25 protein-coding genes and 1 riboswitch are annotated in these 26,724 nt (G+C 73.2%); of the genes, 12 read left to right on the top strand and 13 right to left on the bottom strand.

Annotation, left to right across the window (positions count from 1 at the left end):
* Positions 1-96: 96 nt before the first annotated feature.
* From ACIRS4_RS07225 to ACIRS4_RS07205, 5 genes are all read left to right on the top strand, one after another.
* Complete coding sequence (locus ACIRS4_RS07225; protein WP_404191288.1) at positions 97-1,626, top strand: aldehyde dehydrogenase (NADP(+)); 1,530 nt, start codon at positions 97-99, stop codon at positions 1,624-1,626.
* Positions 1,627-1,650: 24 nt separating this feature from the next.
* Positions 1,651-2,259, top strand: a complete 609-nt coding sequence (locus ACIRS4_RS07220) for a DUF1349 domain-containing protein (protein ID WP_404191285.1) — start codon at positions 1,651-1,653, stop codon at positions 2,257-2,259.
* A 9-nt stretch (positions 2,260-2,268) separates the two neighbouring features.
* Positions 2,269-2,751 (top strand): GNAT family N-acetyltransferase, encoded by a 483-nt coding sequence (locus ACIRS4_RS07215; protein WP_404191282.1) that lies wholly within the window; start codon positions 2,269-2,271, stop codon positions 2,749-2,751.
* Positions 2,752-2,844: 93 nt separating this feature from the next.
* Positions 2,845-3,561 carry a DsbA family oxidoreductase gene (locus ACIRS4_RS07210; RefSeq protein WP_404191280.1) on the top strand — a complete coding sequence of 239 codons (717 nt, stop codon included), beginning with the start codon at positions 2,845-2,847 and terminating at the stop codon, positions 3,559-3,561.
* A 105-nt stretch (positions 3,562-3,666) separates the two neighbouring features.
* Positions 3,667-4,728, top strand: a complete 1,062-nt coding sequence (locus tag ACIRS4_RS07205; protein ID WP_404191278.1) for an aminotransferase class V-fold PLP-dependent enzyme — start codon at positions 3,667-3,669, stop codon at positions 4,726-4,728.
* Between the two features lie 70 nt (positions 4,729-4,798).
* Here the strand turns inward: ACIRS4_RS07205 and thpD are convergent, their stop codons facing one another.
* The 5 genes from thpD to ACIRS4_RS07180 all read right to left on the bottom strand — a co-directional run bounded on the left by thpD (position 4,799) and on the right by ACIRS4_RS07180 (position 9,503).
* The gene (thpD, locus tag ACIRS4_RS07200) at positions 4,799-5,722 is read right to left on the bottom strand and encodes an ectoine hydroxylase (protein WP_404191275.1); all 924 of its coding nucleotides are present in this window, start codon (positions 5,720-5,722) and stop codon (positions 4,799-4,801) included.
* 6 nt (positions 5,723-5,728) lie between these two features.
* Positions 5,729-6,133, bottom strand: coding sequence for an ectoine synthase (locus ACIRS4_RS07195; RefSeq protein WP_404191272.1), 405 nt, complete (start codon positions 6,131-6,133; stop codon positions 5,729-5,731).
* 110 nt (positions 6,134-6,243) lie between these two features.
* The gene (gene ectB / locus ACIRS4_RS07190; protein WP_404191270.1) at positions 6,244-7,515 is read right to left on the bottom strand and encodes a diaminobutyrate--2-oxoglutarate transaminase; all 1,272 of its coding nucleotides are present in this window, start codon (positions 7,513-7,515) and stop codon (positions 6,244-6,246) included.
* 73 nt (positions 7,516-7,588) lie between these two features.
* Positions 7,589-8,101 carry a diaminobutyrate acetyltransferase gene (ectA, locus tag ACIRS4_RS07185; RefSeq protein ID WP_404191267.1) on the bottom strand — a complete coding sequence of 171 codons (513 nt, stop codon included), beginning with the start codon at positions 8,099-8,101 and terminating at the stop codon, positions 7,589-7,591.
* A 301-nt stretch (positions 8,102-8,402) separates the two neighbouring features.
* Positions 8,403-9,503: a pyridoxal-phosphate-dependent aminotransferase family protein gene (locus ACIRS4_RS07180; protein ID WP_404191264.1), complete on the bottom strand. Its 1,101-nt coding sequence runs from the start codon at positions 9,501-9,503 to the stop codon at positions 8,403-8,405.
* A gap of 227 nt (positions 9,504-9,730) precedes the next feature.
* Here ACIRS4_RS07180 and ACIRS4_RS07175 point away from each other — a divergent pair, with 227 nt between their 5' ends.
* The 4 genes from ACIRS4_RS07175 (at position 9,731) to ACIRS4_RS07160 (ending at position 13,515) form a co-directional block, all read left to right on the top strand.
* Positions 9,731-10,588, top strand: a complete 858-nt coding sequence (locus tag ACIRS4_RS07175; RefSeq protein WP_404191262.1) for a transporter substrate-binding domain-containing protein — start codon at positions 9,731-9,733, stop codon at positions 10,586-10,588.
* Positions 10,585-11,436 carry an amino acid ABC transporter permease gene (locus ACIRS4_RS07170; RefSeq protein ID WP_404191260.1) on the top strand — a complete coding sequence of 284 codons (852 nt, stop codon included), beginning with the start codon at positions 10,585-10,587 and terminating at the stop codon, positions 11,434-11,436. The genes ACIRS4_RS07175 and ACIRS4_RS07170 overlap by 4 nt, the downstream gene beginning before the upstream one ends.
* Positions 11,433-12,224, top strand: a complete 792-nt coding sequence (locus tag ACIRS4_RS07165) for an amino acid ABC transporter ATP-binding protein (protein WP_404191258.1) — start codon at positions 11,433-11,435, stop codon at positions 12,222-12,224. The genes ACIRS4_RS07170 and ACIRS4_RS07165 overlap by 4 nt, the downstream gene beginning before the upstream one ends.
* A 193-nt stretch (positions 12,225-12,417) precedes the next feature.
* Positions 12,418-13,515 carry an amidohydrolase family protein gene (locus ACIRS4_RS07160; RefSeq protein ID WP_404191256.1) on the top strand — a complete coding sequence of 366 codons (1,098 nt, stop codon included), beginning with the start codon at positions 12,418-12,420 and terminating at the stop codon, positions 13,513-13,515.
* A gap of 46 nt (positions 13,516-13,561) precedes the next feature.
* Here ACIRS4_RS07160 and cobC read toward each other — a convergent pair whose 3' ends face one another.
* On the bottom strand, positions 13,562-15,031 hold the full coding sequence (cobC, locus tag ACIRS4_RS07155; RefSeq protein WP_404192082.1) for an Rv2231c family pyridoxal phosphate-dependent protein CobC: 1,470 nt from the start codon (positions 15,029-15,031) through the stop codon (positions 13,562-13,564).
* Positions 15,032-15,108: 77 nt separating this feature from the next.
* Here cobC and ACIRS4_RS07150 point away from each other — a divergent pair, with 77 nt between their 5' ends.
* The gene (locus ACIRS4_RS07150) at positions 15,109-15,837 is read left to right on the top strand and encodes a ZIP family metal transporter (RefSeq protein ID WP_404191253.1); all 729 of its coding nucleotides are present in this window, start codon (positions 15,109-15,111) and stop codon (positions 15,835-15,837) included.
* Between the two features lie 11 nt (positions 15,838-15,848).
* On the opposite strand, the gene ACIRS4_RS07145 is transcribed toward ACIRS4_RS07150, so the two are convergent.
* From ACIRS4_RS07145 to ACIRS4_RS07115, 7 genes are all read right to left on the bottom strand, one after another.
* Complete coding sequence (locus ACIRS4_RS07145; protein ID WP_404192079.1) at positions 15,849-17,234, bottom strand: cobyrinate a,c-diamide synthase; 1,386 nt, start codon at positions 17,232-17,234, stop codon at positions 15,849-15,851.
* 23 nt (positions 17,235-17,257) lie between these two features.
* Positions 17,258-17,866: a cob(I)yrinic acid a,c-diamide adenosyltransferase gene (gene cobO / locus ACIRS4_RS07140; protein ID WP_404191252.1), complete on the bottom strand. Its 609-nt coding sequence runs from the start codon at positions 17,864-17,866 to the stop codon at positions 17,258-17,260.
* Entirely contained in the window at positions 17,867-19,993 is a 2,127-nt protein-coding gene (locus tag ACIRS4_RS07135) for a putative cobaltochelatase (protein WP_404191250.1), read from the bottom strand.
* Between the two features lie 70 nt (positions 19,994-20,063).
* Complete coding sequence (locus ACIRS4_RS07130; RefSeq protein ID WP_404191248.1) at positions 20,064-21,572, bottom strand: cobyric acid synthase; 1,509 nt, start codon at positions 21,570-21,572, stop codon at positions 20,064-20,066.
* Positions 21,569-22,570 (bottom strand): cobalamin biosynthesis protein, encoded by a 1,002-nt coding sequence (locus ACIRS4_RS07125; RefSeq protein ID WP_404191246.1) that lies wholly within the window; start codon positions 22,568-22,570, stop codon positions 21,569-21,571. The genes ACIRS4_RS07130 and ACIRS4_RS07125 overlap by 4 nt, the downstream gene beginning before the upstream one ends.
* A gap of 120 nt (positions 22,571-22,690) precedes the next feature.
* Positions 22,691-22,768, bottom strand: a riboswitch (cobalamin riboswitch).
* A 200-nt stretch (positions 22,769-22,968) separates the two neighbouring features.
* A complete protein-coding gene (locus tag ACIRS4_RS07120) occupies positions 22,969-23,190 on the bottom strand; it encodes a hypothetical protein (RefSeq protein WP_404191244.1) in 222 nt (73 codons plus the stop codon).
* A 34-nt stretch (positions 23,191-23,224) separates the two neighbouring features.
* Entirely contained in the window at positions 23,225-24,463 is a 1,239-nt protein-coding gene (locus ACIRS4_RS07115; protein ID WP_404191241.1) for an anion permease, read from the bottom strand.
* Positions 24,464-24,627: 164 nt separating this feature from the next.
* On the opposite strand from ACIRS4_RS07115, the gene ACIRS4_RS07110 reads away from it, so the two are divergent.
* Positions 24,628-25,377: a class II aldolase/adducin family protein gene (locus ACIRS4_RS07110; RefSeq protein ID WP_404191238.1), complete on the top strand. Its 750-nt coding sequence runs from the start codon at positions 24,628-24,630 to the stop codon at positions 25,375-25,377.
* 91 nt (positions 25,378-25,468) lie between these two features.
* Positions 25,469-26,587: an alpha/beta hydrolase gene (locus ACIRS4_RS07105; RefSeq protein ID WP_404191235.1), complete on the top strand. Its 1,119-nt coding sequence runs from the start codon at positions 25,469-25,471 to the stop codon at positions 26,585-26,587.
* Positions 26,588-26,724 lie beyond the last annotated feature (137 nt).

The following is a 26,724-nucleotide window of genomic DNA, read 5'->3' as shown; positions in this document are numbered from 1 at the left end:
TCGTTCGACGGGAAATAATCTCCAGCACATTCACCATCAGAGACAACGTTCAGTATATCGAACGCCCCCCGAGACAGAGCACGTGGAGGACCCGCGGTGGCAGCAGCACCAGTCTGGAGTGTCGACCCCCGAACCGGGAAGCAGCGTGAACAGGTTGCGGTGGAGGCCACGGCCCAGGAGGTGGACGCTGTAGTCCGCGCCGCGCACGCCACTCGCGACGCCCTCGCCGACCGCGGTGTCCGCGCGGCCTTCCTGCGCGCCGCCGCCGACCGCCTGGAGGGGGCCAAGGGCCACCTCGTCGAGGTCGCCGACGCCGAGACCGCGCTCGGCCCGGTCCGGCTGACCGGTGAACTCGCCCGCACCTGCTACCAGCTGCGCGCGTTCGCCGACATCGTCGGCGAGGGCGCCTTCCTCGACGTCGTCGTCGACCACCCCGACGACACCGCCACCCCGCCCGTGCCGGACCTGCGCCGCTACAAGGTGCCGCTGGGCGTCGTCGCCGTCTACTCGGCCTCCAACTTCCCCTTCGCCTTCTCCGTGGCCGGCGGCGACACCGCGAGCGCGCTCGCCGCGGGCTGCCCGGTCGTCGTCAAGTCCCACCCCGACCACCCGGCGCTGTCCGAGCTGGTCGCCAGCCTGCTGCGCTCGGCCGCCGCCGAACAGGGCATCGAGCGGGGCGTCGTGGGCCTGGTCCACGGCTTCGAGGCGGGCGTCGAGCTGATCAAGCACCCGCTGGTCGCCGCGGCCGGCTTCACCGGGTCCGTGCGCGGCGGCCGGGCCCTGTTCGACGCGGCGGCGGCGCGGCCCACCCCGATTCCCTTCCACGGCGAGCTGGGCTCGCTCAACCCGGTCCTGGTGACCGAGGCGGCGGCCGCCGAACGCGCCGAGACCATCGGCGCCGGGCTCGCCGGCTCCATGACCCTGGGCGTCGGCCAGTTCTGCGTGAAGCCCGGGCTCGTGCTGGTGCCGTCCGGCGCGGCCGGCGACGGCCTGCTGAAGTCGCTGACGGACGCCGTCAGCGACACCGACGCCGGAGTGCTCCTCGACCACCGGATGCGGGACAACTTCCTCGCCGGGATCGCCGAGCGGGCCGCTCTGCCCGAGGTGGAGTCCCCGGTGACGCCGGGAGCGGGCGGCGAGCACACCGTCAGCGCCGGGTTCCTGACCGTGCCCGCCGCGCGCCTGGCGGCCGAGGGCGAGCACGACCTGCTGCTGGAGGAGTGCTTCGGGCCGGTCACCGTCGTGGCCCGCTACGACTCCGAGGACGAGGTGAAGGCCGTCCTGACCCGGCTGCCCGGCAACCTCACGGCGACGGTCCAGCTGTCCTCCGAGGAGGCGGCCGGCCAGGGGCGCGGCGCGGAGATCCTCGCCGAGCTGACGCCGCTCGCCGGGCGCGTGCTGGTGAACGGCTGGCCCACCGGGGTCGCCGTCGCGCCGGCCCAGCACCACGGTGGGCCGTACCCGGCGACCACGTCCACGTCGACGTCGGTGGGCGGGACCGCGATCGAGCGGTGGCTGCGGCCGGTCGCCTACCAGGGCGCGCCCGAGGCGCTGCTGCCGCCGGAGCTTCGCGACGACAACCCGCTCGGCCTGCCGCGGCGGTTCAACGGACGGCTGGAACGATAGGGCCTCGCGGTGAATGATGGGGCCATGGACGTCGAACTTCCCCCACTTCCCTTTCCGTTGCGCACCTACGGGCCGGACGGGAACTGGTCCTACGAGGAAGGAGTGCTCACCGGTTGGGCCGGTCCCCGGCAGGACCGGTTCGTGCCGCCCACGGGCGAGGCGCTCGACCCCGCCTCCGACGCGCCCCGGCTGCTCGGCGCGCCCGAGGGGGACTTCCAGCTCATCGCCCGCGTCACCGTCGGGTTCAACGGGGCCTTCGACGCGGGGGTGTTGTACGTCCACGTCGGCGAGCGGGCCTGGGCCAAGCTCTGCCTGGAGTACTCCCCGGACGTGCCCACCGTCTGCACGGTGGTCACCCGGGGCCATTCCGATGACGCCAACTCCTTCACCGTGGAGGGAAGTTCGGCCTGGCTGCGGGTGAGCCGGACCGGGCGGGCCTTCGCCTTCCACGCCTCCCGGGACGGCGAGCACTGGACCTTCGTCCGGCTGTTCACGCTCGGCGGCGAGAAGGAGACCGGCGCGGCCCTGGTCGGCTTCCTGGCGCAGGCGCCGATGGGGGAGGGGTGCGTGGTCACCTACGACCACATCGAGTTCCGCCCCGGCTGGCCGGACGACCTGCGTGACGGAAGCTGAGGCGTACGGATGAACCGCGTGATCCGGGAGGCCGTACCCGCCGACGTGGAGACCGTGGCCGCGCTGCACGCGCGGGCACGGGCCACGTACTACCCGGACGGGGTCCCGCAGGACGGCACCGACTGGCTCGCCAACTGGCGCTCGGCGATCGAGCGGCCCGACGGGCGGGTGCTGTGCGCCGTCGAGGGGGACCGGATCGTCGCCGTCGCCTCCTTCCGCACCCCGCCGGACGCGCCCGCCGACACGGTCAAGCTGTTCCAGTTCCACGTCGACCCCGACCGCTGGCGCGGCGGCATCGGCACGGCCCTGCACACGGAGTGCGTTGAGCGGTGGCGAGCCGACGGCAGGACCGCCGCCGTCCTCGACGTGCACGTCGACAACCGGCGCGCCCAGGCCTTCTACGCCCGCCGGGGCTGGGTGCCGGACCCCGAGAACCCGCCCGCCGAGGACGACCATCACCTCTACCTGCGCTTCTTCGTGAAAGGGGACTGACGGGGGCGGGAATGCGCCACGGCGCTTGAACGTTCACGTATCGGCCGGAGAACGTCTCCGCAGCCGACACGACGACCTGGAGAGAGCCGAGACATGCGCGTCGAGATCTGGAGCGACATCGCCTGCCCCTGGTGCTACGTGGGCAAGGCCCGCTTCGAGAAGGCGCTCGCGGCCTTCCCGCACCGCGACCAGGTCGAGGTGGTGCACCGCTCCTTCGAGCTGGACCCCGGCCGCGCCAAGGGCGACGTCCAGCCCGTGCTCACGATGCTGACCGAGAAGTACGGCATGAGCGAGGCGCAGGCCCAGGCCGGCGAGGACAACCTCGGCGCGCAGGCCGCCGCCGAGGGCCTCGACTACCGCACCCGCGACCGCGACCACGGCAACACCTTCGACCTGCACCGTCTGCTGCACCTCGCCAAGGAGCGGGGCCGGCAGGACGAACTGATCCAGATCCTGTACCGGGCGAACTTCGCCGAGGATCGCTCCCTGTTCAGCGAGGGCGACCATCGGCTCGTGGAGCTGGCCGTGGAGGCCGGTCTCGACGCCGGCGCCGTCCGCGAGGTGCTCGCCGACCCGGCCGCCTACGCCGACGAGGTCCGCGCCGACGAACGCGAGGCGGCCGAACTCGGCGCGAACGGCGTGCCGTTCTTCGTCCTCGACCGCGCCTACGGCGTCTCGGGCGCCCAGCCCGCCGAGGTCTTCGCCCAGGCGCTGACCCGGGCGTGGGGCGACCGCTCCCCGCTCACGCTGATCGACGAGGGTGGAGCCGAGGCCTGCGGCCCCGACGGATGCGCGGTCCCCCAGAACTGAGACGACCGGCGGCGCCGTCCCCGGGGCGATCTATAAGCGGTGCTTGGCACAACCGCGTAGAAACGCGCAATGGACGCGGACTTCCCCTGGCCCCACAGTGGAGTCATGGAGACCACGGAGACCTTCCAAGCCCTCGTCCGCTCCGAGTTCGCCCCGAAGGGCGTCTACCTCAACACCGCGAGCAACGGTGTGCTTCCGGCCCGTACGGTCGCCGCCCTGCACGAGGCGGCGCTGTTGCGGGCCGAGGGCCGGCCCACCACCCCGCTGTACGAGGACGTCGAGGCCTGCCGGGCCGCGTACGCCCGGCTCGCCGGCGTCCCGGTCACCCGGGTGGCCGTCGGCGCGACCGTCACCGCGCACACCGGGGTGGTCGCCGCCTCGCTGCCCGCCGGGGCCGAGGTCCTCACCGCCGAGGGCGACTTCACCTCCGTGCTGAACCCGTTCCACGTGCGGGGGGACCTCAAGGTCCGCACGGTGCCGCTGGAGCGGCTCGCGGAGTCGGTCCGCCCGGACACCGCGCTCGTCGCGGTCAGCGCGGTCCAGTCGGCGGACGGGCGGATCGCCGACCTGCCCGCCCTGCGCGAGGCCGCGCGCGCCCACGACGCCCGCACCTACGTCGACTTCTCCCAGTCGGCGGGCTGGCTGGCGATGGACGCCGGCGCCTACGACTTCACCGCCGCCGTCTCCTACAAGTGGCTCCTCGGCCCGCACGGGTCCGCCTTCTTCACCGTCCCGGAGGACTTCGGCGATCTGACGCCGGTGCTCGCCGGCTGGGTGGCCGCCGAGCGGCCCTGGGACAGCTGCTACGGCCCGGTGGCCGAACTCGCCCACTCGGCCCGGCGGTTCGACCTGAGCCCAGCCCTGTTCGCGCTCGCGGGACTGCGGCCCTCGCTCGACCTGATCGAGGAACTCGGCGTGGCCGCCGTGCACGCCCACGACATCGCGCTCGCCGACCGGTTCCGGGGCGGGCTCGCACGGCTCGGCCACGAGCCGGTGGCCGCCCCCGGCTCGGCGATCGTCTCGGTGCCCGGCCTGGGCGCCCGGCAGCCGGAGCTGAGCCGCGCGGGAGTCGAGGTCTCCGACCGCGCCGGCAACCTGCGCGCGAGCTTCCACCTCCACAACACCCCCGCCGACGTGGACCGTCTGCTCGACGTCCTGGCCGGCTGAGCACACAGGACCGGGCCGGGTCCCCCGTCCCACACGAGGGGGCCCGGCCCGGTGTCCCTGAGGGCGGCGCCTACCTCACCGGGGTGAAGTCGCGGGCGCCGATGAACTCGGGCCGCCTGACGGGCGCCGAGAACGGCTCGACGGCCTCGTTCTCCACGCTGTTGAACACGATGAAGACGTTGCTGCGCGGGAACGGCGTGATGTTGTCGCCGGAGCCGTGCATGGCGTTGCAGTCGAACCAGGTCGCCGAACCGGCGCGGCCCGTGAACAGCTTGATGCCGTACTCGGAGGCCATCGCGGTCAGCGCCTCGTCGGACGGGGTGCCCGCGTCCTGCATCTGCAGCGACTTCTTGTAGTTGTCCTTGGGCGTGGCGCCGGCGCAGCCCAGGAACGTCTTGTGCGAGCCCGGCATGATCATCAGGCCGCCGTTGGTGTCGTAGTTCTCGGTCAGCGCGACCGAGACGGACACCGTCCGCATCCGGGGCAGACCGTCCTCGGCGTGCCAGGTCTCGAAGTCGGAGTGCCAGTAGAAGCCGGAGGCGCCGAAGCCCGGCTTGACGTTGATCCGCGACTGGTGGACGTACACGTCGGAACCGAGGATCTGGCGGGCCCGGCCGACGATCCGCTCGTCGCGCACGAGCCGGGCGAAGACCTCGCTGATCCGGTGCACCTCGAAGACGGTGCGGATCTCCTGCGACTGCGGCTCGACGATGGACCGCTCGTCGGCCCGGATCGTCGGGTCGCTCACCAGCCGGTCCAGCTCCTGCCGGTAGACGGACACCTCGTCGTCGGCGAGCAGCTGGTCGACGGCGAAGAAGCCGTCACGTTCGAACGACTGGAGGTCCAGCGGCTCGAACGGGCCGGGCGCGTCCGGAGCGCCCCAGAGGACCGGGTCCTGGCGCGGCGTGCTCACCTCGGTCGTGCCACGGCTCGGGTAGAGGTCGGGGATGGTGGCGGCCGGGGTCTGGGCCGGGCTGGTCAGGTGAGTGGTCATGGGGTCTCACACCTCCTCGGGCTCGGTGAGCAGCGGGTAGACGCCGTTCTCGTCGTGGTCCTCCCGGCCCGTCACGGGCGGGTTGAACACGCAGAGGCAGCGGAAGTCCTCCTTGACGCGCAGCGTGTGCCGCTCGTGGCCGTCGAGGAGGTACATGGTCCCGGGCGTGATCGAGTGCGTCCGGCCGGTCTCGTGGTCGGTCAGCTCGGCCTCGCCCTCGACGCAGACGACGGCCTCGATGTGGTTCGCGTACCACATCGACGTCTCGGTGCCGGCGTACAGGACCGTCTCGTGGAGGGAGAAGCCGACCTTTTCCTTGGCCAGCACGATGCGTTTGCTCTCCCACGTCCCGGACGCCGCCTTGACGTGCCGGTCGGTGCCTTCGATGTCCTTGAACGAACGGACGATCACGGTGGTGCGATGCCTCCTAGGTGGATGGTGTCTCTGACGCCGCGGGCCGCTCGGGCGGTCGGCCGGCCGGCGGGGGAGCCGGACGGCCGCGGTGCCCGGTGGCCGGGATGTCAGACGGTCTCCCGGACGGCGCGGGCGAGGATGCGCATGCCCTCGTCCAGCTCCTCCGGTGTGATGGTGAGGGCGGGCAGCAGCTTGACGACCTCGCTCTCGGGACCGGACGTCTCGATGAGCAGCCCGAGCTCGAAGGCGCGCTTCGCGACCTTGCCCGCGCGCTCCTTGTCGTGGAACTCCAGGCCCCAGACCAGGCCGCGGCCGCGGTACTCGCGTATGTCGGCGAGGTTCTCCTCGGTGATCGAGATCAGCGCCTGCTCGACCTGCTCGCCGCGCTTGCGGGTCTGCTTCTCCATGGCCGACCCGTCGGCCCAGTACGTCTCCAGCGCGGCGGTGGCGGTGACGAAGGCCGGGTTGTTGCCGCGGAAGGTGCCGTTGTGCTCGCCCGGCTCCCACACGTCCAGCTCGGGCTTGAACAGGCACAGCGACATCGGCAGGCCGTAGCCGCTGATGGACTTGGACACGGTGACGATGTCCGGCGTGACGCCCGCCTCCTCGAAGGAGAAGAACGCGCCGGTGCGCCCGCAGCCCATCTGGATGTCGTCGACGATCAGCAGCATGTCCTGGCGCTTGCACAGCTCGCTGAGGGCGCGCAGCCACTCGGCGCGGGCGACGTTGATGCCGCCCTCGCCCTGCACGGTCTCGACGATCACGGCGGCGGGCTTGTTGAGGCCCGAGCCCTGGTCCTCCAGGAGCCGCTCGAACCACAGGAAGTCCTGGACCGTGCCGTCGAAGTAGTTGTCGAACGGCATCGGCGTGCCGTGCACCAGCGGGATGCCGGCGCCGGCCCGCTTGAAGGCGTTGCCGGTGACGGCGAGCGAGCCCAGCGACATGCCGTGGAAGGCGTTGGTGAACGACACGATCGCCTCGCGCCCCTTCACCTTTCGGGCCAGCTTCAGCGCGGACTCGACGGCGTTGGTGCCCGTCGGGCCCGGGAACATGACCTTGTACGGCAGGTCGCGCGGCCGCAGGACCAGGTCCTGGAAGGTCTGGAGGAAGGACCGCTTGGCGGTGGTGGACATGTCGAGGCCGTGGGTGACGCCGTCACGCGACAGGTAGTCGATCAGCGCCCGTTTCAGCACCGGGTTGTTGTGGCCGTAGTTGAGTGAGCCGGCGCCGGCGAAGAAGTCGAGGTACTGGTGGCCGTCCTCGTCGAACATGCGGCTGCCCTGCGCCCGGTCGAAGACGACGGGCCAGCCACGGCAGTAGCTGCGTACCTCGGATTCGACGGTCTCGAAGACGCTGAGGTCGGGCTGAGTGATGGTCACGGCGAAACGCTCCTCGTTGCGGGGTGTGGGGGATGTGCCCGGGGCGGGGCGGAGGTCTGGGGAGGGCCGGGCGTCAGGGCCGGGCGGCGAGGGGGCCGATCCGGTACAGGACCTCCGGGTCGTGCGGGCCGTCGGGGAACTGGTCCGCGCCGAACAGCACCTCGCGGGTGAGGTCCGCCCCGTGCCGGGCGGCGAAGGACGTGAACAGCCGCTCGGAGGCGGTGTTGCCGGGAGAGATCGTCGTCTCCACGGCGGTGACCGGGCGTTCGGCGGTGACCCGTGCGATCAGTCCGTCGAGCAGGGCCGCGGCCAGTCCGCGGCCGCGGTACGCGGCGTCGACCGCCACCTGCCAGACCAGCAGGGTGTGCGGGTCCTCGGGCCGTGCGTACCCGGTGATGAACCCGACGGGTGTGCCGTCCTCGGCACGCGCCACCGCCGAGGTGCCGGCGAAGTCACGGCACCACAGCAGGTAGCTGTAGGACGAGTTCAGGTCGAGGGTTCCGGAATCCTTGGCGATACGCCAGAGCGCGGCCCCGTCCGCCACCGTGGGGCGGTCGATCTGCAGGTCTGCTTGCGTGGCAGTCATGCGGATTGAATTTACCGAGCGAAATCAAAAGATGCGTGGAGGGGCGGCGTCGGTTTGGTGATGCACTCGTGGTCGAAGGTGACTGTGTCCCGATTTGCACCGTGCAAATCGGGACAAAGGTAAACCTCTGTGCAATGCGTCACCCGCGGGTAATCGGCCCGAAATTTGCCTGTGTTTAGACCTGGAAAACCGGGGCAGAAGAACCTGGGAAAGCTATCCGCATGAGGAATCAATAAATTCTTTTAATCACCCTGAATTCAGACTCCGGTCATCTCGCTCTCGCGATCGCGGACACCAGGCGTCAGATCCAGACCTCGTCCGCCGACCGGAGGGCCGACGCGAGGTCCACGTCGTGGCCGTGCGCGCCGAGGGCGGAGGCCAGGGCCGTCAAGGCGCCCCGGACCGTCCCCGGGGTCGCCGCCGGGCCGTAGTGGTTGACGCGGATCATCTCGCCCGCCAGCGCACCGCCGCCCGCCGCCAGCGGCAGTGTCGGGTCGCTCGCCAGGGCGCGGGCCACCAGCTCCGAGGCCGCCGTGTCCGACGGCGCGCGCAGGGTCGTGGCGACCGGCGCGGCCTCCCAGGCCTCGTGCACGTACGGCTCCAGACCGCCGCCCAGCGCCGCCGCACCCGCGCGGGTCGCCGCGGCGGCCGACGCGTGGCGGGCCATCACCGTCTCCAGGCCCTCCGCCTCGATCCGCTCCACGCACGCTTCCAGCGCCAGCATCTCCAGCTGCGCCGGCGCGTGCAGCAGCGTCTTGCGGCCGCCGTCCACCCAGCGCTCCTTCCAGTCGAGCAGAGACAGGTACGAGCGGCGCGGCGCCCTCGGGTTCGCCGCCATCAGCGCCCACGCCCGCTCGCTCACCGACACCGCCGACACACCCGCGGGCCCGCCCATCGCCTTCTGCGCCCCGATCACGCACAGGTCCACGCCCCACGCGTCCGGCAGCACCGGCTCCGCCGCCACGGAGGCGACAGCGTCCAGATAGAACAGCGCGCCGTGCTCGCGCACCACCTCGCCGATCTCCGCGACCGGGTTGGTGTTGCCGGTGGCGGCCTCGGCGTGCACCAGCGAGACGAAGTCGATCTGAGGGTGCTCGGCGAACGCCGTCCGGACCTGCTCGGCCGTGACCGCCGTGTGGAAGGGCACCGCGAGGTCGATCACCGTGGCGCCGCAGTCCCTCAGCCAGTCCCCGAACGTCTGCCCGTACGGTCCGGTGACGATGTTCAGCGCGGTGGTGCCGGGCCCCGCCGTGCCGCGGATCGCGCCCTCCAGCGGAAGCAGCGCCTCGCCCTGCATGATCACGACGTCCTGCCGGGTGTTCAGCAGCCGCGCCACCCGGTCCTCGATCGACGCGAAGCGGGCGGCACTCAGCGGGGCAAGGTCCAGGAACGGGTGTGTCACAGCGGTGCTCTTTCGACTCACGGGGGTAGAGGTGACGAGAGTAACCGGCAGCCGCCCCACCCCCGCGAAACGCCCATCGGCCCACCCCGAGCGGCGACTTCGCAGGTCGCGCGGCCCTGTAACCATGGGTTTGGTTTGAGTACCTCAAACCCATCCTTATAATCTGAACCACGACCGCGCATGACTCCGCACCACCCCTCACCACTTCTCACACAGGAAGGCCCGCCGTGACCACGCTCCCCGGGCGCCGGACCCCCCGCATCCTGGCCGCCGCCACCGTGACGGCCGGGCTGCTGCTCATGACCGCCTGCACCAAGACCGACGACTCGGGCGGCGCCAAGACCGCCGGCGGCGTCCAGCTCGCCAAGGCCGGGCAGCTCACCACCTGCACCCACCTGCCGTACCCGCCGTTCCAGTCGGAGATCGACGGTAAGGTGCAGGGCTTCGACGTCTCCCTCATCGACCTGGTCGCCAAGGACCTGGGCGTGAAGCAGGCCATCCTCGACACCCCGTTCGAGAACTTCAAGACCGGCGCGTTCCTCAACTCCGGCGAGTGCGACCTCGCCGCCGCCGGCATGACCATCACCGAGGAGCGCAAGAAGAACGTCGACTTCTCCGACCCCTACTTCGACGCCACCCAGGCCGTCCTCGTCGACAAGAGCGCCGGCGTCGGATCCCTCGCCGACATCAAGGCCAAGAAGGTCAAGCTCGGCGCCCAGGCGCAGACCACCGGCGAGGACTACGTCAAGAAGCAGGGCTTCGACCCGGTCTCCTTCGAGTCCTCCGACGCCGTCCTCAACGGCTTGCGCACCGGACAGGTCAAGGCCGTCGTCATCGACTACCCCGTCGTCCAGGGCTGGCTGAAGGACAAGGCCAACGCCGACGCCTTCAAGGTGGTCGGAAACCTCAACACCGGCGAGCAGTACGGCTTCACGGTGAAGAAGGGCAACGCCAAGCTGGTCGCGGCCATCAACAAGGCGATCGCCGACGCCAAGGCCGACGGCACGTACAAGAAGCTCTACGAGCAGTGGATCGGCCCGTACGACCCGGCCGTGGCCTCCCCGTCCGCCCCCGCCGCCTCATGAGCGACACCGAACCCGCGGCGGCCGCCGAACCCGACGCGACACCCCGCCGCAAGGGCCTGACCCGGCGGCAGAAGCGCGGCGTCTCTCGCGGCGTCCAGTACGTCGTCTTCGTCGCCGCCGTGATCGCCTTCGCCCTCTCGGCGGACTGGGGCCGGCTCCAGAACCAGTTCGCCCAGGCCGACATCGCCGAGCAGATGTTCCCCGAGGTCATCACGCTGGCGCTGAAGAACACCGTGCTCTACACGGTGTCCGGGTTCCTGGTCGGGCTGGCCCTCGGCATGGTCATCGCCCTGATGCGGCTGTCGTCCGTCGGTCCCTACCGCTGGCTCGCCGGGATCTACATCGAGATCTTCCGCGGCCTGCCCGCCCTGCTGATCTTCATCTTCATCGGGGTGGCCGTGCCGCTGGCCTTCCCCGGCACGGAGATCATCGGCGGCACCTACGGCAAGGTCGCCCTCGCCCTCGGCCTGGTCGCCGCCGCCTACATGGCGGAGACGATCCGCGCCGGCATCCAGGCCGTCCCCAAGGGTCAGATGGAGGCGGCCCGTTCGCTGGGCTTCTCCCCGGCCCGCGCGATGGTCTCGATCATCATCCCGCAGGCGTTCCGCGTCATCCTCCCGCCGCTCACCAACGAACTGGTCCTGCTCTTCAAGGACTCCTCGCTGGTGCTGTTCCTCGGCGTCACCCTGGAGGAACGCGAACTGTCCAAGTACGGCCGTGACCTGGCCAGTACGACCGCCAACTCCACGCCCATCCTCGTCGCCGGCCTGTGCTACCTGCTGGTCACGATCCCGCTCGGCTTCGTCGTGCGCCGTATGGAGGCCAAGGCCCAGGAGGCCGTGAAATGAGCCGACCGGAGATCGAAGTACGCGGCCTGCGCAAGTCGTTCGGCGACAACGAGGTCCTGCGCGGCATCGACCTGGAGATCCGGCGCGGTGAGGTCGTCTGCGTCATCGGCCCGTCCGGCTCGGGCAAGTCGACGCTGCTGCGCTGCGTGAACCTGCTGGAGGAGCCGACCGGGGGCCAGGTCTTCGTCGGCGGCGCCGAACTCACCGACCCGGACGTCGACATCGACGCCGCGCGCCGCCGGATCGGCATGGTCTTCCAGCAGTTCAACCTCTTCCCGCACCTGACGGTGACCGAGAACCTCACCCTGCCGCAGCGCCGGGTGCTGCGGCGTGACAAGGCGGCGGCCGCGAAGGTGGCCGCGGCCAACCTGGAGCGGGTGGGGCTCGCCGACAAGGCGGACGCCTACCCCTCCTCCCTCTCCGGCGGACAGCAGCAGCGGGTGGCCATCGCCCGCGCCCTCGCCATGGGCCCCGAGGTGATGCTGTTCGACGAGCCGACCTCGGCCCTGGACCCCGAACTCGTGGGCGACGTCCTCGCGGTGATGCGCGGCCTCGCGCGGGAGGGCATGACGATGATGGTCGTCACCCATGAGATGACCTTCGCCCGCGAGGTCGCCGACCGGGTCGTCTTCATGGACGGCGGAGTGATCGTCGAGGACGGCACCCCCGACCGGGTCATCGGCGCCCCCGCCCACGAACGCACCCGCCACTTCCTCTCCCGCATCCTCGACCCGGCGATGGCCGAGGTGGAGGAGGGGACACCGGACGGGGCGACGAAGCCGGAGTAGCCAATGCCCCGGCAGGCGACGTTCGCCCCGTCGCGACGCCCGGCACGCCCTCTCGCCGCACCGGCCGAAAGCCCGAGTACATCCAGTACGAGGACTTCCGGCCGGCACACCGGGAACACGCACCGGACGCCGCTCCTCGCCGGGCAAACGTCGCCTGCCGCGGCACTACGGGACAGCCCTTAGGGTGCGGTACATGAGCGATCGCACGGTGCTGCACGTGAAGGGCAGGGTCCTCGCCGGACCGGACGACGACCGGGTCCACGACGAGGTGTGGGTCGTCGACGGGCGGATCTCCTACGACCGCCCCGCCGGCGCCCGTGACGTGCGCACGGTGACCGGCTGGGCCCTGCCCGGCCTGGTCGACGCCCACTGCCACGTGGGCCTGGGCGCGCACGGCCCGGTCGACCGCGACACGGCGGAACGGCAGGCGCTCACCGACCGGGACGCCGGAACCCTCCTGATCCGCGACGCCGGCTCGCCCTCCGACACCCGCTGGACCGACGACCGCCCGGACCTGCCGAAGATCGTCCGGGCGGGCCGGCACATCGCCCGCACCCGCCGCTACCTCCGCGGCTACGCCCACGAGATCGAACCGGAGGACCTCGTCGCCTACGTCGCCCAGGAGGCCCGGCGCGGCGACGGCTGGGTGAAGCTGGTCGGCGACTGGATCGACCGCGAACTCGGCGACCTGTCCGCCTGCTGGCCCAGGGAGGCCGTCGAGGCGGCGATCAAGGAGGCCCACCGCCTCGGCGCACGGGTCACGGCCCACTGCTTCGCCGAGGACTCGCTGAAGGACCTGGTCGAATCCGGCATCGACTGCGTCGAACACGCGACGGGCCTCACCGACGAGCTGATCCCCCTGTTCGCCTCGCGCGGCGTCGCCATCGTCCCCACCCTGGTGAACATCGCGACCTTCCCCGACCTGGCCGCCGGCGGTGAGGCGAGGTTCCCCGCCTGGTCCGCCCATATGCGCCGCCTCCACGCCCGCCGCTACGACACCGTCCGCAACGCCTACGACGCCGGCATCCCGGTCTACGTCGGCACCGACGCCGGCGGCAGCCTGCCCCACGGGCTGGTCGCGGGGGAGGTCGCGGAACTCGTCACGGCCGGCATCCCCCCGGTGCGGGCCCTGTCGGCGACCACATGGGCGGCGCGCGCGTGGCTGGGCCGGCCGGGCCTGGACGAGGGCGCCCCGGCCGACCTCGTGGTCTACGAACAGGACCCGCGCACCGACGTACGCGTGCTCGCGGCCCCGCGACGCGTCGTGCTGAACGGGCGCGTGGTGGGCTGACCCCGCGACAGTAGGCGGGCCTCGGGCTTCCCGGACCGGGCCGGGCTCAGCCGGAGGCCAGCGCCCGTCCCAGCGCCTCCAGGAACCCGTCCACCGTCCTGCGGTCCCGCACCGCCACCCGCACCCATTCCTCCCCGAGCCCGGGAAACGTGTCCCCCCGCCGCACCGCGTAGCCCAGCTCCCGCAGCCGCCCGCGCACCACCCCCGCCGCAGGCACCCGCACCAGCACGAACGGACCCTGAGCCGGCCCCGCCACCCGCACCCCGTGCCCCGCGAACCGCTCCAGCCCCGCCACGAGATACCCCCGGTCCGCGGCCCCCCGCCGCGCCGCGTGCGCCGCTTCCGCGACCGCCCGCCCCGACACACACGCCCGCGCCGCCGCCAACGCGGGCGTGGACACCGGCCACAGCGGCTGCGCCCGCTCCAACTCACCTATCGTCTCCGGCGCGCCGAGCACATATCCGATGCGCAACCCGGCCAGACCCCACGTCTTCGTCAGACTGCGCAGCACGACCAGTCCGGGCACGTCCGTCCGCCCGGCCAGCGACTCCCGTTCACCCGGCACCGCGTCCATGAACGCCTCGTCGACGACGAGCGTCCGCCCGGTCCGGGCCAGGCGCGTGACGTCCCGCGCGGGATGCAGCACCGACGTCGGGTTCGTGGGGTTGCCGACCACCACGAGGTCTGCGTCCTCGGGAACGGCCCCCGCATCGAGGCGGAAGCCGTCCTCCTCCCGCAGCAGCACCCGGTCCACGCTGTGCCCGGCGTCCCGCAGCGCCGCCTCCGGCTCCGTGAACTGCGGGTGCACCACCACCGGCCGGCGCACCTTCAGGGCGCGGGCGAGCAGCACGAACGCCTCCGCCGCGCCCGCCGTCAGCAGCACCCGCTCCGGCGGCAGCCCGTGCCGCGCCGCCACCGCGTCCCGCGCCTGCCGCCCGTCGGGGTAGGCGGCGAGACCGGTCAGGGACGCGGCGATGTGCTCGCGCAGCCAGTCCGGCGGGGTGTGCGCGCGGACGTTCACGGCGAGATCGACCAGGGCGGCGCCGTCGTCCCGCACCTCGGCGTCCCCGTGGTGGCGCAGGTCGTGTCCGTCAGTGTGCATGGCAGTCCACATGCCCTTCGTGCTGATGCTCCCGGAGCCGTCGCGTCGGACCACCGCACAGGTCGCCCTGCCCGGCCGCCCGTCCCTTCGCGCCGACTTCCGTTTGGGTACGAGTAGTTCGCCCCCGCCCGCGAGCGCCGCGGCTTCCGCGACGGACGGCGTGCCCAGTGCGGCGGCCGGCGCGGCCGACGGGTTCGGCACCGGCACGGCGGCCAACTCCGCGGCGGAGTACGTCACCAGGGGCACCCCGAGCCGCTCGGCCGCCCCGACGACGCCGGGTTCGTCGCCCCTGGCGTCCACGGTGGCGAGCTCGGCGACACCGCGCGCGGACAGCCCCGCCTCCCGCAGCGCGTCCTCGATCACGCCGAGCACCTCCTCGACCGGCGCGCCCCGGGACGCGCCGACGCCCACCACGAGGCTCACCGGTCCTCCTCCCCGCTGCCCGGGGTACGGAGGTGCGCGGTCGGGCTCCGATCGGATACGAAGGGGGCATGGCGGTGTTCGTCGCGCTCGGCGCGTTCCTGATGACGTTGGCCGGCGGCTGGACGGCACAACGCGTGACCGACCGCCGCCACCTGGTGCTGGGCCTGGCCGGCGGCCTGATGCTGGGCGTGGTCGGCCTGGATCTGCTGCCGGAGGCCCTGGAGGCGGCCGACACCGAGGTGTTCGGCGTCCCGGCCGCGCTGCTGCTGTTCGTGGCCGGCTTCCTGCTGGCCCATCTGGTGGAACGGCTGCTGGCCCTGCGCCGGGCGGCCCACGGCGCGGGGGAGCACGCCGGCCGCACGCCCGAGGTGGGGCTGACGGCGGCCGCGGCGATGGTCGGCCACAGCGCCATGGACGGCGTGGCGATCGGCGCGGCCTTCCAGGTCGGGGGCGGCATGGGCACGGCGGTCGCGCTGGCGGTGGTGGCCCACGACTTCGCGGACGGCTTCAACACCTACACGATCACGAGCCTGTACGGGAACGCCCGCCGCAAGGCCGTGATCATGCTGTTCGCCGACGCGGCGGCGCCGGTTCTCGGCGCGGCCTCGACCACGTTCATCACCATTCCCGAGCACCTGCTCGGCGGCTATCTCGCTCTCTTCGGCGGCGCGCTGCTGTACCTGGCGGCGGCGGAGATCCTGCCCGAGGCCCACCACGATCACCCCGCCCGCTCCACCGTGCTGTGCACGATCGCGGGCGCGGCCTTCATCTGGCTGGTGGTGGGCCTGTCGGGCTGAGCCGCCGCCGTTCACGGCGTACGGCACCTCTCCACGAAGCGCCGGGCCACTCCCGGCTCGGCCGCCCAGTGCGTGTGCAGGTAGCTCGCGTGCACGCCGCCCTGGACGAAGCCCTCGACCCGTCGCTGCGGGCTCCGCATCCCCCAGGCCGGAGCCGCCCCCGCTCCCGGTTCGACGACCGTCCGGTGGAACTCGTGGCCCCGCATCCGCGTCCCGGCCGCGGCCAGCGCGCTGTCGCTCACGGCCACCGCGTCCCGGTAGCCGAGGGTGAGCCGCCCGGACATCCGCGCCGAGGCGTCGAGCACCCCGCACATGGGTTGCCCGTCCAACTCCCGGCACAGGTAGAGCAGTCCGGCGCACTCCGCGGCGATCGGGGCGCCGCTGAGGGCCAGTTCGGCGACGGCTTTGCGCAACGGCTCGTTGGCGGACAGCTCGGCGGCGTACATCTCGGGGAACCCGCCCCCGACGACCAGCCCGGCACTCCCGTCGGGCAGTCCCTCGTCCCGCAGCGGATCGAAGGTCACGACCTCGGCCCCGGCGGCGGCGAGCAGTTCGGCGTGCTCGGCGTAGGAGAAGGTGAACGCGGGCCCCCCGGCGAGGGCGACGACCGGCCTGTCATCCCGGCGCGGCGCACCCGGCCCGGACGGCTCACCGAGAGCCCCGGCCGCGTCCCACGCCGCACAGGACAGCACCCCCGCACCGCGCGCCAGTGCCATCACCGCGTCCAGATCACACCCGTCGGCGACCTGCGCCCCCATCGCCGCCACGGCGTCCAGCGCCGCGGCCCGCCGCTCCGCCGCCGGCACCAGCCCCAGATGCCGTGACGGGGTGTCCACCTGCGCCGTCCGCCGCAGCACCCCCAGCACCGGCACCCCCGCCGACTCCATCGCCTCCCGCAGCAACGCCTCGTGCCGGTCGGAGGCCACCTTGTTCAGGATCACGCCCCCGACCCGCACCTCCGGGTCCCACGACACGAACCCGTGCACCAGCGCCGCCACCGACCGCGACTGCGACGAGGCGTCCACCACCAGGACCACCGGCGCCCGCAGCAGCTTCGCCACATGTGCCGTGGACGCCAGCTCCCCTTCGCCGGCAGCCCCGTCGAACATCCCCATCACGCCCTCGACGACCGCCAGGTCGCAGCCGCGCGCCCCATGCGCGAACAGCGGCCCGACCGACGCCGGCCCGCACATGTACGCGTCGAGGTTGCGCCCCACCCGCCCGGTGGCGAGCGCGTGATACCCGGGATCGATGTAGTCCGGGCCCACCTTGTGCGGGGACACGGCGAGTCCCCGCGCGGCGAACGCGGCCATCAGCCCCGTCGCGACGGTGGTCTTGCCGCTGCCGGAGGACGGCGCGGCGACGACCAGCCGGGGCACGGACACCGAGGAGGACACCAGGGAGGACAACGAGGCGGACGTCACCACTCGATACCCCGCTGCCCCTTCTGCCCCGCGTCCATCGGGTGCTTGACCTTGGACATGTCGGTGACGAGGTCGGCGAAGTCGACCAGCTTCTCGGGCGCGTTGCGCCCGGTGACGATCACGTGCTGGGTCCCGGGCCGGTCCCGCAGCACGGAGATCACCTCGTCGGTGTCGATCCACCCCCAGTGCAGCGGGTAGGCGAACTCGTCCAGCACGTACAGCTTGTAGCGCTCGGCGGCCAGGTCGCGCTTGACCTGTTCCCAGCCCTCCCGGGCCTTCTCCTCGTTGCTGGCGTTGTCGCCGTCGGGGTCGCGCTGGATCCACGACCAGCCCTCGCCCATCTTGTGCCAGTCGACCGAGCCGCCCTCACCGCTGGCGCCCAGCACCCGCAGCGCGTTCTCCTCGCCGACCTTCCACTTCGCCGACTTGACGAACTGGAACACCCCGATCGGCCAGCCCTGGTTCCAGGCCCGCAGCGCCAGCCCGAAAGCGGCGGTCGACTTGCCCTTCCCGACACCGGTGTGCACCATCACGAGCGCCCGGTTACGACGCTGACGGGTCGTCAGTCCGTCGTCCGGTACGACGCTCGGCTGTCCCTGCGGCATTTACGCGGCCCTCCTGTCGCCTTGAACTTCCCTGACCAGCCCGGCGATCGAGTCCGCCCGCAGTTCGTCGAGCGTCACCGCCGTACCTCCCAGCTCACCCGCGAGCCGCCCGGCGAGCCCCAGCCGCACCGGTCCCGTCTCGCAGTCCACGACCACCGACGCGACGCCCTCGGCGGCGAACAGCCGGGCCGCCCGCCCCGCGAGCGCCACCGGCTCGGTCCCATCCGTCGCCCGACCACCGCCCCGGCCGGAGGCGCTTCGCGCCGCCCCTCCACTCGTCGCCCGCCCGTCGGTGACCACCACGACCAGCGGCCGCCGCGCGGGATCCCGCAACCGCTCCACCCGCAGCACGTCGTGCGCCTTGAGCAGCCCGGCGCCGAGCGGAGTGCGCCCGCCGGTCGGCAGCGCCTCCAGCCGGGCCGCCGCCGCGTCCACCGACGAGGTGGGCGGCAGCGCCACCTCGGCGCCCGTGCCCCGGAAGGTCACCAGCCCCACCTTGTCCCGCCGCTGGTAGGCGTCCAGCAGCAGCGACAGCACGGCGCCCTTCACGGCGCTCATCCGCTGCCGCGCCGCCATCGACCCGGAGGCGTCGACCACGAACAGCACGAGGTTCCCCTCACGCCCCTCGCGGGTCGCCTGCCGCAGATCGTCCCGCCGCACCACCAGCCCCGGCCCCGACCGCGACCGCGCGTGCTGATGAGGCGCGGCGGCCTGCACGGTCGCCGCCAGGTGCAGCTTGGTGAGCGCTCCCCGGGGACGCCGGGCCCCCGTCGTACGCCCGTGCTCGGTCCGGGCCCGCGAGCGCCGCCCGGCGGCGCCCTCCCCGAGGCCGGGCACGCTCAGCACCTTCGTACGGAAGGGTTCGGCGGCCCGCACGGCGGACTGCTCACCGGCGCCGGCCGGCCGTCCGCCCTCGCCGTTGCTCTCGTCGGGGTCCGCCGGCGCGGGCGCCTCACCGGACGGCGGCTCGACGCCCTCGGGCCCGTCCTGCGGCGGCAGCCCGCCGCCCCCGCCCGGACCGCCCGGTCCGTCGGGGTCGGGGTCCTCGTCGTCGCCCTCTTCGCGGTCGTCCCGGTCGTCCCGGTCGTTCCGGCCGGAACGCTCGTCGAGGTCGTCGTCGGGGAACCGGTCCAGCGTCTCGTCGAGCTTGTCCTCGTCCAGGCCCGGCGCGTCGAAAGGGTTGCGGCGACGGCGGTGCGGCAGCGCGAGCAGCGCCGCCTGCCGTACGTCCTCCGCGAGCACGTCGGTCCGCCCGGCCCACGCCGCCAGCGCCGTCGCCGTCCGCGCCATCACGATGTCGGCGCGCATGCCGTCCACCTCGAACGCGGCGCAGGTCGCAGCGATCCGCAGCAGCGCACCGTCGCCGAGCCGCACCCGCGGCAGCAGCTCCCGCGCCGCCACGACCCGCGCCCGCACGTCGGCCTCCTCCCGAGCCCAGCCCGCGGCGAATCCCGACGGGTCGTCGTCGTAGGCGAGCCGCCGCCGCACGACCTCCACCCGCTGCTCGGGCTCGCGCGACGCGGCCACCTCGACGGTCAGCCCGAACCGGTCCAGCAACTGCGGCCGCAGCTCGCCCTCTTCGGGGTTCATGGTCCCGACGAGCAGGAAGCGGGCGGCGTGCCGCACCGACACGCCCTCACGCTCGACGTACGAGGCGCCCATCGCCGCCGCGTCCAGCAGCAGGTCGACGAGATGGTCGTGCAGGAGGTTGACCTCGTCGACGTAGAGGATGCCGCGGTGCGCGTCCGCGAGGAGACCCGGCTCGAACGCCTTCACGCCCTCCGCGAGCGCCCGCTCGATGTCCAGCGCGCCCACGAGCCGGTCCTCGGACGCGCCGACGGGCAGCTCCACCATGCGCGCGGGGCGCGTCGCGCCCGCCGCCGTCTCGTGCGGCCCGTCCGGACAGCGCGGGTCCGGCGCCGCCGGGTCGCAGGAGAAACGGCACCCGGGCACCACCGACACCTCCGGCAGCAGCACCGAAAGCGCCCGCACCGCCGTCGACTTGGCGGTGCCCTTCTCGCCGCGCACCAGGACCCCGCCGACCGCCGGACTCACCGCGTTCAGGAGCAGCGCGAGCCGGAGGTCGTCCTGTCCGACGACGGCCGTGAACGGAAAGGGGGCGGTCACGTGACGATCACTCCTTCGGACGCCGGGGCGGCGTCGGCGGTCGGCAAAGACAAGGACACGCGCTGCGGGCTCATACGGGCGCCCCCGGCGGGACGAACGGCAGTCCCGGCGGCGCGCCCGACTCGATGAGCCGCCACAGCGCGTCGGTGTCCGCGTGCTCCTCGATCAGGTCGCCGAGCCGGTCGAGCTGCTCCTCGCGCAGCGCGGCGAACGAGGTGTCGGTGGCCGGCACGAACCGGCGGCCGGCAGCGGCGGCCACCTCGCGCAGGAACGCCCGCCGGAAGCCGTCCGCCTCCAGCGAGCCGTGCCAGTGGGTGCCCCAGGTCTGCCCGACGCGGCAGCCGTCCAGGAACGGCTCACCGCCCTCGACGGCGGCCACGCCGTGATGGATCTCGTACCCCTCGACCCGCTCGCCGAGGGCCTCGCCCACCGGCCGGGTGAGGGTCTTCTCGCGGGCGAACCGCACCCGCACCGGCAGCAGGCCGAGCCCGTCCACCTGTCCGCGCCGGCTCTCGACCTCGTCGTCGATGTGCTCGCCGAGCACCTGGAAACCGCCGCAGACGCCGAGCACCGGCCGCCCCTCGGCGGCCCTGCGCCGCACGGCGTCCGCGAGCCCCCGCTCGCGCAGCCACTCCAGCGCCCGCACGGTCCCCCTGGTCCCGGGAATCACCACCAGGTCGGCGTCGGCGAGCTCCTCCGGCCGGTCCACGAACCGCACCACGACCCCGGGTTCGGCGGCCAGCGCGTCCACGTCGGTGAAGTTGGACATCAGCGGGACGGCGCACACGGCGACGCGCAGCACGTCCTCGCCGACGGGCGGGGCGACCGCCGACTCCCGGACGGCCCCGCGCGACGACACCCCCATCCCGTCCTCCTCGTCGATCCCGAGCCCGTGCCGGAACGGCAGCACCCCGTACGACGGCCGTCCGGTGAGCCCGTGCAGCATGTCCAGGCCCGGCTCCAGCAGCGAGACGTCACCGCGGAACTTGTTCACCAGGAACCCGGCGACGAGTTCCTGGTCCTCGGGGGAGAGCAGGGCCACGGTCCCGAAGAAGGAGGCGAAGACGCCCCCTCGGTCGATGTCACCCACCACGAGCACCGGCAGCCGCGCGTTGCGCGCGAGCCCCATGTTCACGATGTCGGTCCGCCGCAGATTGATCTCGGCGGGACTGCCCGCCCCCTCGCAGATCACGGCGTCATACGTGCCCCGCAGCTCGGCCAGGCAGTCCAGCACCGTCTCCAGCAGCCGCTGCCGCCGCCCGCCGTGGTAGCCGCGGGCGCTCATCTCGCCGACGGGCTTGCCGAGCAGCACGACCTGGCTGCTCTGCTCGCCGCCCGGCTTGAGCAGCACGGGGTTCATCAGCGCGGTCGGCTCGATGCGGCAGGCCTGGGCCTGCATGGCCTGGGCCCGTCCGATCTCGGCTCCCTCACGTGTCACGAACGAGTTCAGCGACATGTTCTGCGCCTTGAACGGCGCCACCTTCACGCCCTGCCGCACCAGCCACCGGCAGATCCCGGCGGTCACGACGCTCTTGCCGGCGTCGGAGGTGGTGCCGGCGACGAGGAGCCCCCCGCTCATGACGCACGCCCTTTCGATCCCGCAGTGGCTGTGGCTGTGGCTGTGCTTGCGCTCGTGGCTTTCGCCCTCGCCGCGACGGCGCGCGCGGCGACCGTGACGCCGAGCGCGAGCAGGCCGACGCGGCGGGACAGCCGCGCGGCACGTTCGATGTCCCCGGGCACGACGGCCCGTCCGGCCGCCCCGTTGAGCACGGGCCGGTGCTCGATGCGGCCGCCGTAGGAGAGCGTCCCGCCCAGCCGCACCCCGAGGGCGCCCGCGAAGGAGGCCTCCACCGGCCCGGCGTTGGGACTCGGATGCTTGCCGGCGTCGGCGCGCCAGGCCTTCACCGCGCCCCGCCGGTCGTCCCCGGCGAGGGCCGCCAGGGCGGCGGTCAGCCGCGCCCCCGGCCAGCCGGCGACGTCGTCGAGGCGGGCCGAGGCCCACCCGAAGCGCCGGTAGCGGGGCGATCGGTGCCCGACCATGGCGTCCAGCGTGTTGACGGCCCGGAAGCCGAGCAGTCCCGGCACGCCGCCGACGGCCCCCCACACCAGCGCCCCGACGACGGCGTCGGAAGTGTTCTCGGCGACCGACTCCACCACCGCGCGGGCGATCCCGTCGGCGTCCAGCGACTGCGGGTCCCGCCCGCACAGATGGGGCAGCCGCTCGCGCGCGGCTTCGACGTCGCCCGCCTCGAGGGCCCGCCCGATGGCCCGCGCCTCGCGCACGAGGGAGGTCCCCCCGACGACGGCCCAGGTGGCGGCCCCGGTCAGCGCGACGGAGACGGCGGGGGAGGGGCGTGCGGCCCGGGAGGCGAGCGCTCCGAGCGCCACGGCGCTCCCGGCGCACACGGCGGTGTGCAGTGCGCCCCAGCCGCGGTGGTCCCGGTACAGCGCCCGCTCCACACCGGCGGCGGCCCGGCCGAACACGGCCACCGGATGCCCGCGGCGCGGATCGCCGAGGAGCAGGTCCCCCAGGAGGCCGGCGGCGGCGCCGTACGCGTGGACGCGATCGGCACCCATGGGCTCAGCCGGCCGCGGGGGCGGGGAGCGGCCTGGTGGTGGTCCTCGAACGGCAGCCGGGCATGGCGTTATGTCCTCACTCAGGGTGTCCGCGCCCTGGTTCGACGAGACCGACGGCGAGAGTTCCTGGCTCCCGGGGATCATGGCCGCCCCCGGTGACAGTGGCGGGACCGCGCCGGATTCGCACCGGCTTCCTCTCCTGCCGCCGTACATGGCGTGGGCAGTCCACCACGGGCGCGGAAGGGCCGTCAACTTGCTGTTGACCTGCGACGGGGGCGTGTGCAGAAGCCCACACGCCTCCGCGCGCCCTGCGTGCGCGGCCTGTACGCACGCGTGGGGCGCGGGACGGAGGTCCGTCCCGCGCCCCACACGCCGTGTGCGTCGCGTCCCTCGGGGTCCTAGGCGACGATCAGCGAGATGCCGTACGCCACCGCCGCCGCGCACGCCGCGAAGCACGCGTACGCGCCGGTGACCGCGAGGCCGGCCGAGTCGCCCTGGGCCACGGCCCGCTCGCGGCGGGAGAGGCCCATGATGCCGAGGGTGAACAGGCCGACGAGAGCCACGGTGACCACCAGGCTGACGCCGAAGACGGAGCCGAGAGCCGCCCAGTCGATCTTCATACGGTTTCTTCCTTCGTACCGGGGTGGGCGGGGCTCAGACGGTGGTGGTCGCGGCCGGCGGGGCCGACTCGGCGGCGGGGGCCGGGATGGTGGCCGTCAGACCCTCGGCGACCGTGCCGGTCGGGGGCGGGGTCACCGCGGCGATCGCCTGGGTGACGACGCCGGCCGGCTCCTCGGGCTCGTTGACGTTGGTGTGGTCGACGACCTCGCGGCGGGAGATCTTCCAGATGGCGGCGCTGGAGCCGATCAGGAAGATCGCGACGACCGCCGTGCCCCAGTCGCCGAGGCCCGTGACGTACTCGGCGAGGGCGCCGACCAGGGCCGCGGCCGGGAGCGTCAGACCCCAGGCGACGAACATGCGGGTGGCGGTCGACCAGCGGACGACGCCGCCCTTGCGGCCCAGGCCCGCGCCCATCACCGCGCCGGAGACCGAGTGGGTGGTGGAGAGGGAGAAGCCGAGGTGGGAGGAGGCCAGGATGACCGTGGCCGCGCTGGTCTGGGCGGCGAAGCCCTGCTGCGGCTGGAGGTCGGTCAGGCCCTTGCCCATGGTGCGGATGATGCGCCAGCCGCCGAGGTAGGTGCCGAGCGCGATCGCGAGGCCGGCGGACAGGATGACCCACAGGGGCGGGTCGGAGTCGGGCGCGACGGTGCCGCCGGCGACCAGGGCGAGGGTGATGATGCCCATCGTCTTCTGGGCGTCGTTGGTGCCGTGGGCGAGGGAGACCAGGCCCGCGGAGGCGATCTGGCCGACCCGGTAGCCCTTCTCGGCGGCCTTGCCGTCGGCCTTCCTGCCCATCGTGTACGACAGGCGGGTGGCGAACATCGCGGCGATGCCGGCGACGATCGGGGCCGCGACGGCGGGCAGGAGCACCTTGGTGACGAGCACGTCACCGTGGACGGCGCCGACGCCCGCGGAGGCGATGGTGGCGCCGATCAGGCCGCCCATGAGGGCGTGTGAGGAGCTGGAGGGCAGTCCGACCAGCCAGGTCAGCAGGTTCCACAGGATCGCGCCGACCAGGGCCGCGAAGATGACCTCAGGACGGATACCGGTCTCGTCGACGAGCCCCTTGGAGATCGTGTTGGCGACCTCCACGGAGAGGAAAGCACCCACAAGGTTGAGCACGGCGGACATGGCCACCGCGACCTTGGGCTTGAGCGCACCGGTCGAGATGGTGGTGGCCATCGCGTTGGCGGTGTCGTGGAAACCGTTCGTGAAATCGAACGCGAGCGCGGTTACGACCACAATCGCGAGGATCAGCGAGAAGCTTTCCATTTACCCAGGCAATCGTTCGAGCGTCATTGGCTCGAAGAACGTAAGTAACCAGGGTGAACGGAAGGTGAACTGAGGCGGGCGTCGTGGTGTCAGCACACGGCGGAACGCATTCCGCTTATGCGTCCGCAGGCCCGGGGGGACGCGGCGGCTGGGAGGATCACGGCATGGATCACGGTATGCACCACGAACGGGAGATCGAGCAGCGCGCCGCCCCCGGCACCGGACATGACGACGGTCAGGTGGCGGCCGCCTGGGAGGCGCTCGTGGCGACGGCCCGCCGCACGGTCGCCGACGGCCTGGTCGTCGGCACCTCCGGCAACGTCTCCGTCCGCGTCGGCGACACCGTCCTGGTCACCCCCTCGGCCGTGCCCTACGACCGGCTGACGCCGCACGACGTCACCGGCGTCGACCTCGACGGACGGCAGGTGCTCGGCACGCTCGTCCCGACGAGCGAGCTGCCCATGCACCTGGCCGTGTACGGCGCCACCGACGCCCGCGCCGTCGTCCACACCCACGCCGTGCACGCCACGGCCGTCTCGACCCTCGTGACGGAGCTCCCGACCGTCCACTACATGGCCGCCGCCCTCGGCGGCCCCGTACGGGTCGCCCCCTACGCCGCGTACGGCACCGACGAGCTGGCCGCGAACGCGCTGCACGCCCTCGCCGACCGCACCGGCTGCCTCCTGCGCAACCACGGCGCCCTCACCTACGGCGCCACCCTCGACCAGGCCTACGACCGCACGGCCCAACTGGAGTGGATGTGCCGCCTGTGGCTGACCGCGTCCAGCGTCCCGGGCCTGACCCCGAGCCTCCTCACCGCCGAGCAGATGACCGAGGCGGGGGAGCGGCTGCGGGGGTACGGCCGGCGAGGGGCGGGCGGCGGCTCGGGCGAGGTGGGCTCCGGGGGCGCGTGAACCGGCGTCAGTGCGCCGCGGGCACCGGCGTGAGAGCGTCCGCCGGGTCCCAGCACTGGCCGGTACGGGAATCCGCCGGGACACTGGACGGGTGCGCACTGTCACCGCGACGGCCGCCGCCGTCACCGCAGCCCTGGCCGCCGGCGCCGCCAGTGTCGCCGCCGGCAGACTCGCCAGCGACGCCGCGCTCAAGGCGCCGCCCGGCCGGCCCCTGCCCACCGAACCCCGGCTCACCGTGCACGGCACGGCCCCCGGCCGGATCACCCTCACCCGCGACCTCGCCAGCCTGCGCCCCGGAACGTACGGCCTGGCCGGCGACAGCTCCCACGCGGTCGTCGGCCCCGTCCTGACCGACGCCCCGCACTCCGCCGACAGCGTCGTGCGCCGCCTCGAACGCGTCACCCACGGCAGCCTGAGCGCCAAAGACGCCGTCTGGCTCACGCCGAACCTGTACGTCGGCAACCCCGGCAGCGCACTCGGCCTCGACCACGCCGACGTCGACGTGCCCGGCGAACTCGGAGCGCTGCCCGCCTGGTTCGTCCCCGGGGCGCGCCGCACCTGGGTCATCGCCGTGCACGGCCTGGGCGCCACCCGGGAGCACGCCCTCAACCTGACCGGCTTCCTGCACAGCCGTCGCTTCCCGGTCCTCGCCCTCGCCTACCGCGGCGACCTCGGAGCGCCCCGCCCCCGGGACGGGCTGAACCATTTCGGCGAGACCGAGTGGCGCGACGTGGACGCGGCGATGCGATACGCCGTCCGCTACGGCGCCGAACGCCTCATCCTGCTCGGCTGGTCCACCGGCGCGACCATGGCCCTGCGCGCCGCCACCCGCTCGGGCCTGCGGCATCTGATCTCCGGGCTGGTGCTCGACTCCCCGGTCCTCGACTGGCAGGCGACCCTGCGCGCCCTCGCCGCCGCCCGCCACACCCCCGGCCCGCTGCTGCCGCTGGCGGTCCGCGCCGCCCAGGGCCGCACCGGACTGCACGCCGACCCCGCGTCGGACCCCACCCTCCTCGCCGCCCCCACCCTGGTCTTCCACGGCCCCGATGACCGGGTCGCCCCCTGGGCCCCCTCCCGAGCCCTGGCCGCCCGACGCCCCGACCTGGTCACCCTCCACCCGGTCCCCGAGGCCCCCCACGCAGCCATGTGGAACACGGACCCCACCCCCTACGAAGAATCCCTCCGCCGCTTCCTCACGCCCTTGATGTGACCCCCACGCCCCGACCCCCCGGCTCGCGGCCCGCCGCGCCGCCGCCCTCCCCCTCCCTCCCGGCGCCCCTCCCGCCCCCGCCCGTTGACCGGCCCCATAGCCCCTCGTGGCATTCCGTTTGGGTTTTCGGACCGTCA

The organism is Streptomyces sp. NPDC101166 (assembly GCF_044768125.1).
GTDB lineage: Bacteria > Actinomycetota > Actinomycetes > Streptomycetales > Streptomycetaceae > Streptomyces.
Note: the sequence above shows the minus strand (reverse complement) of the source record. Positions and strands in the feature narration are given on the sequence as shown.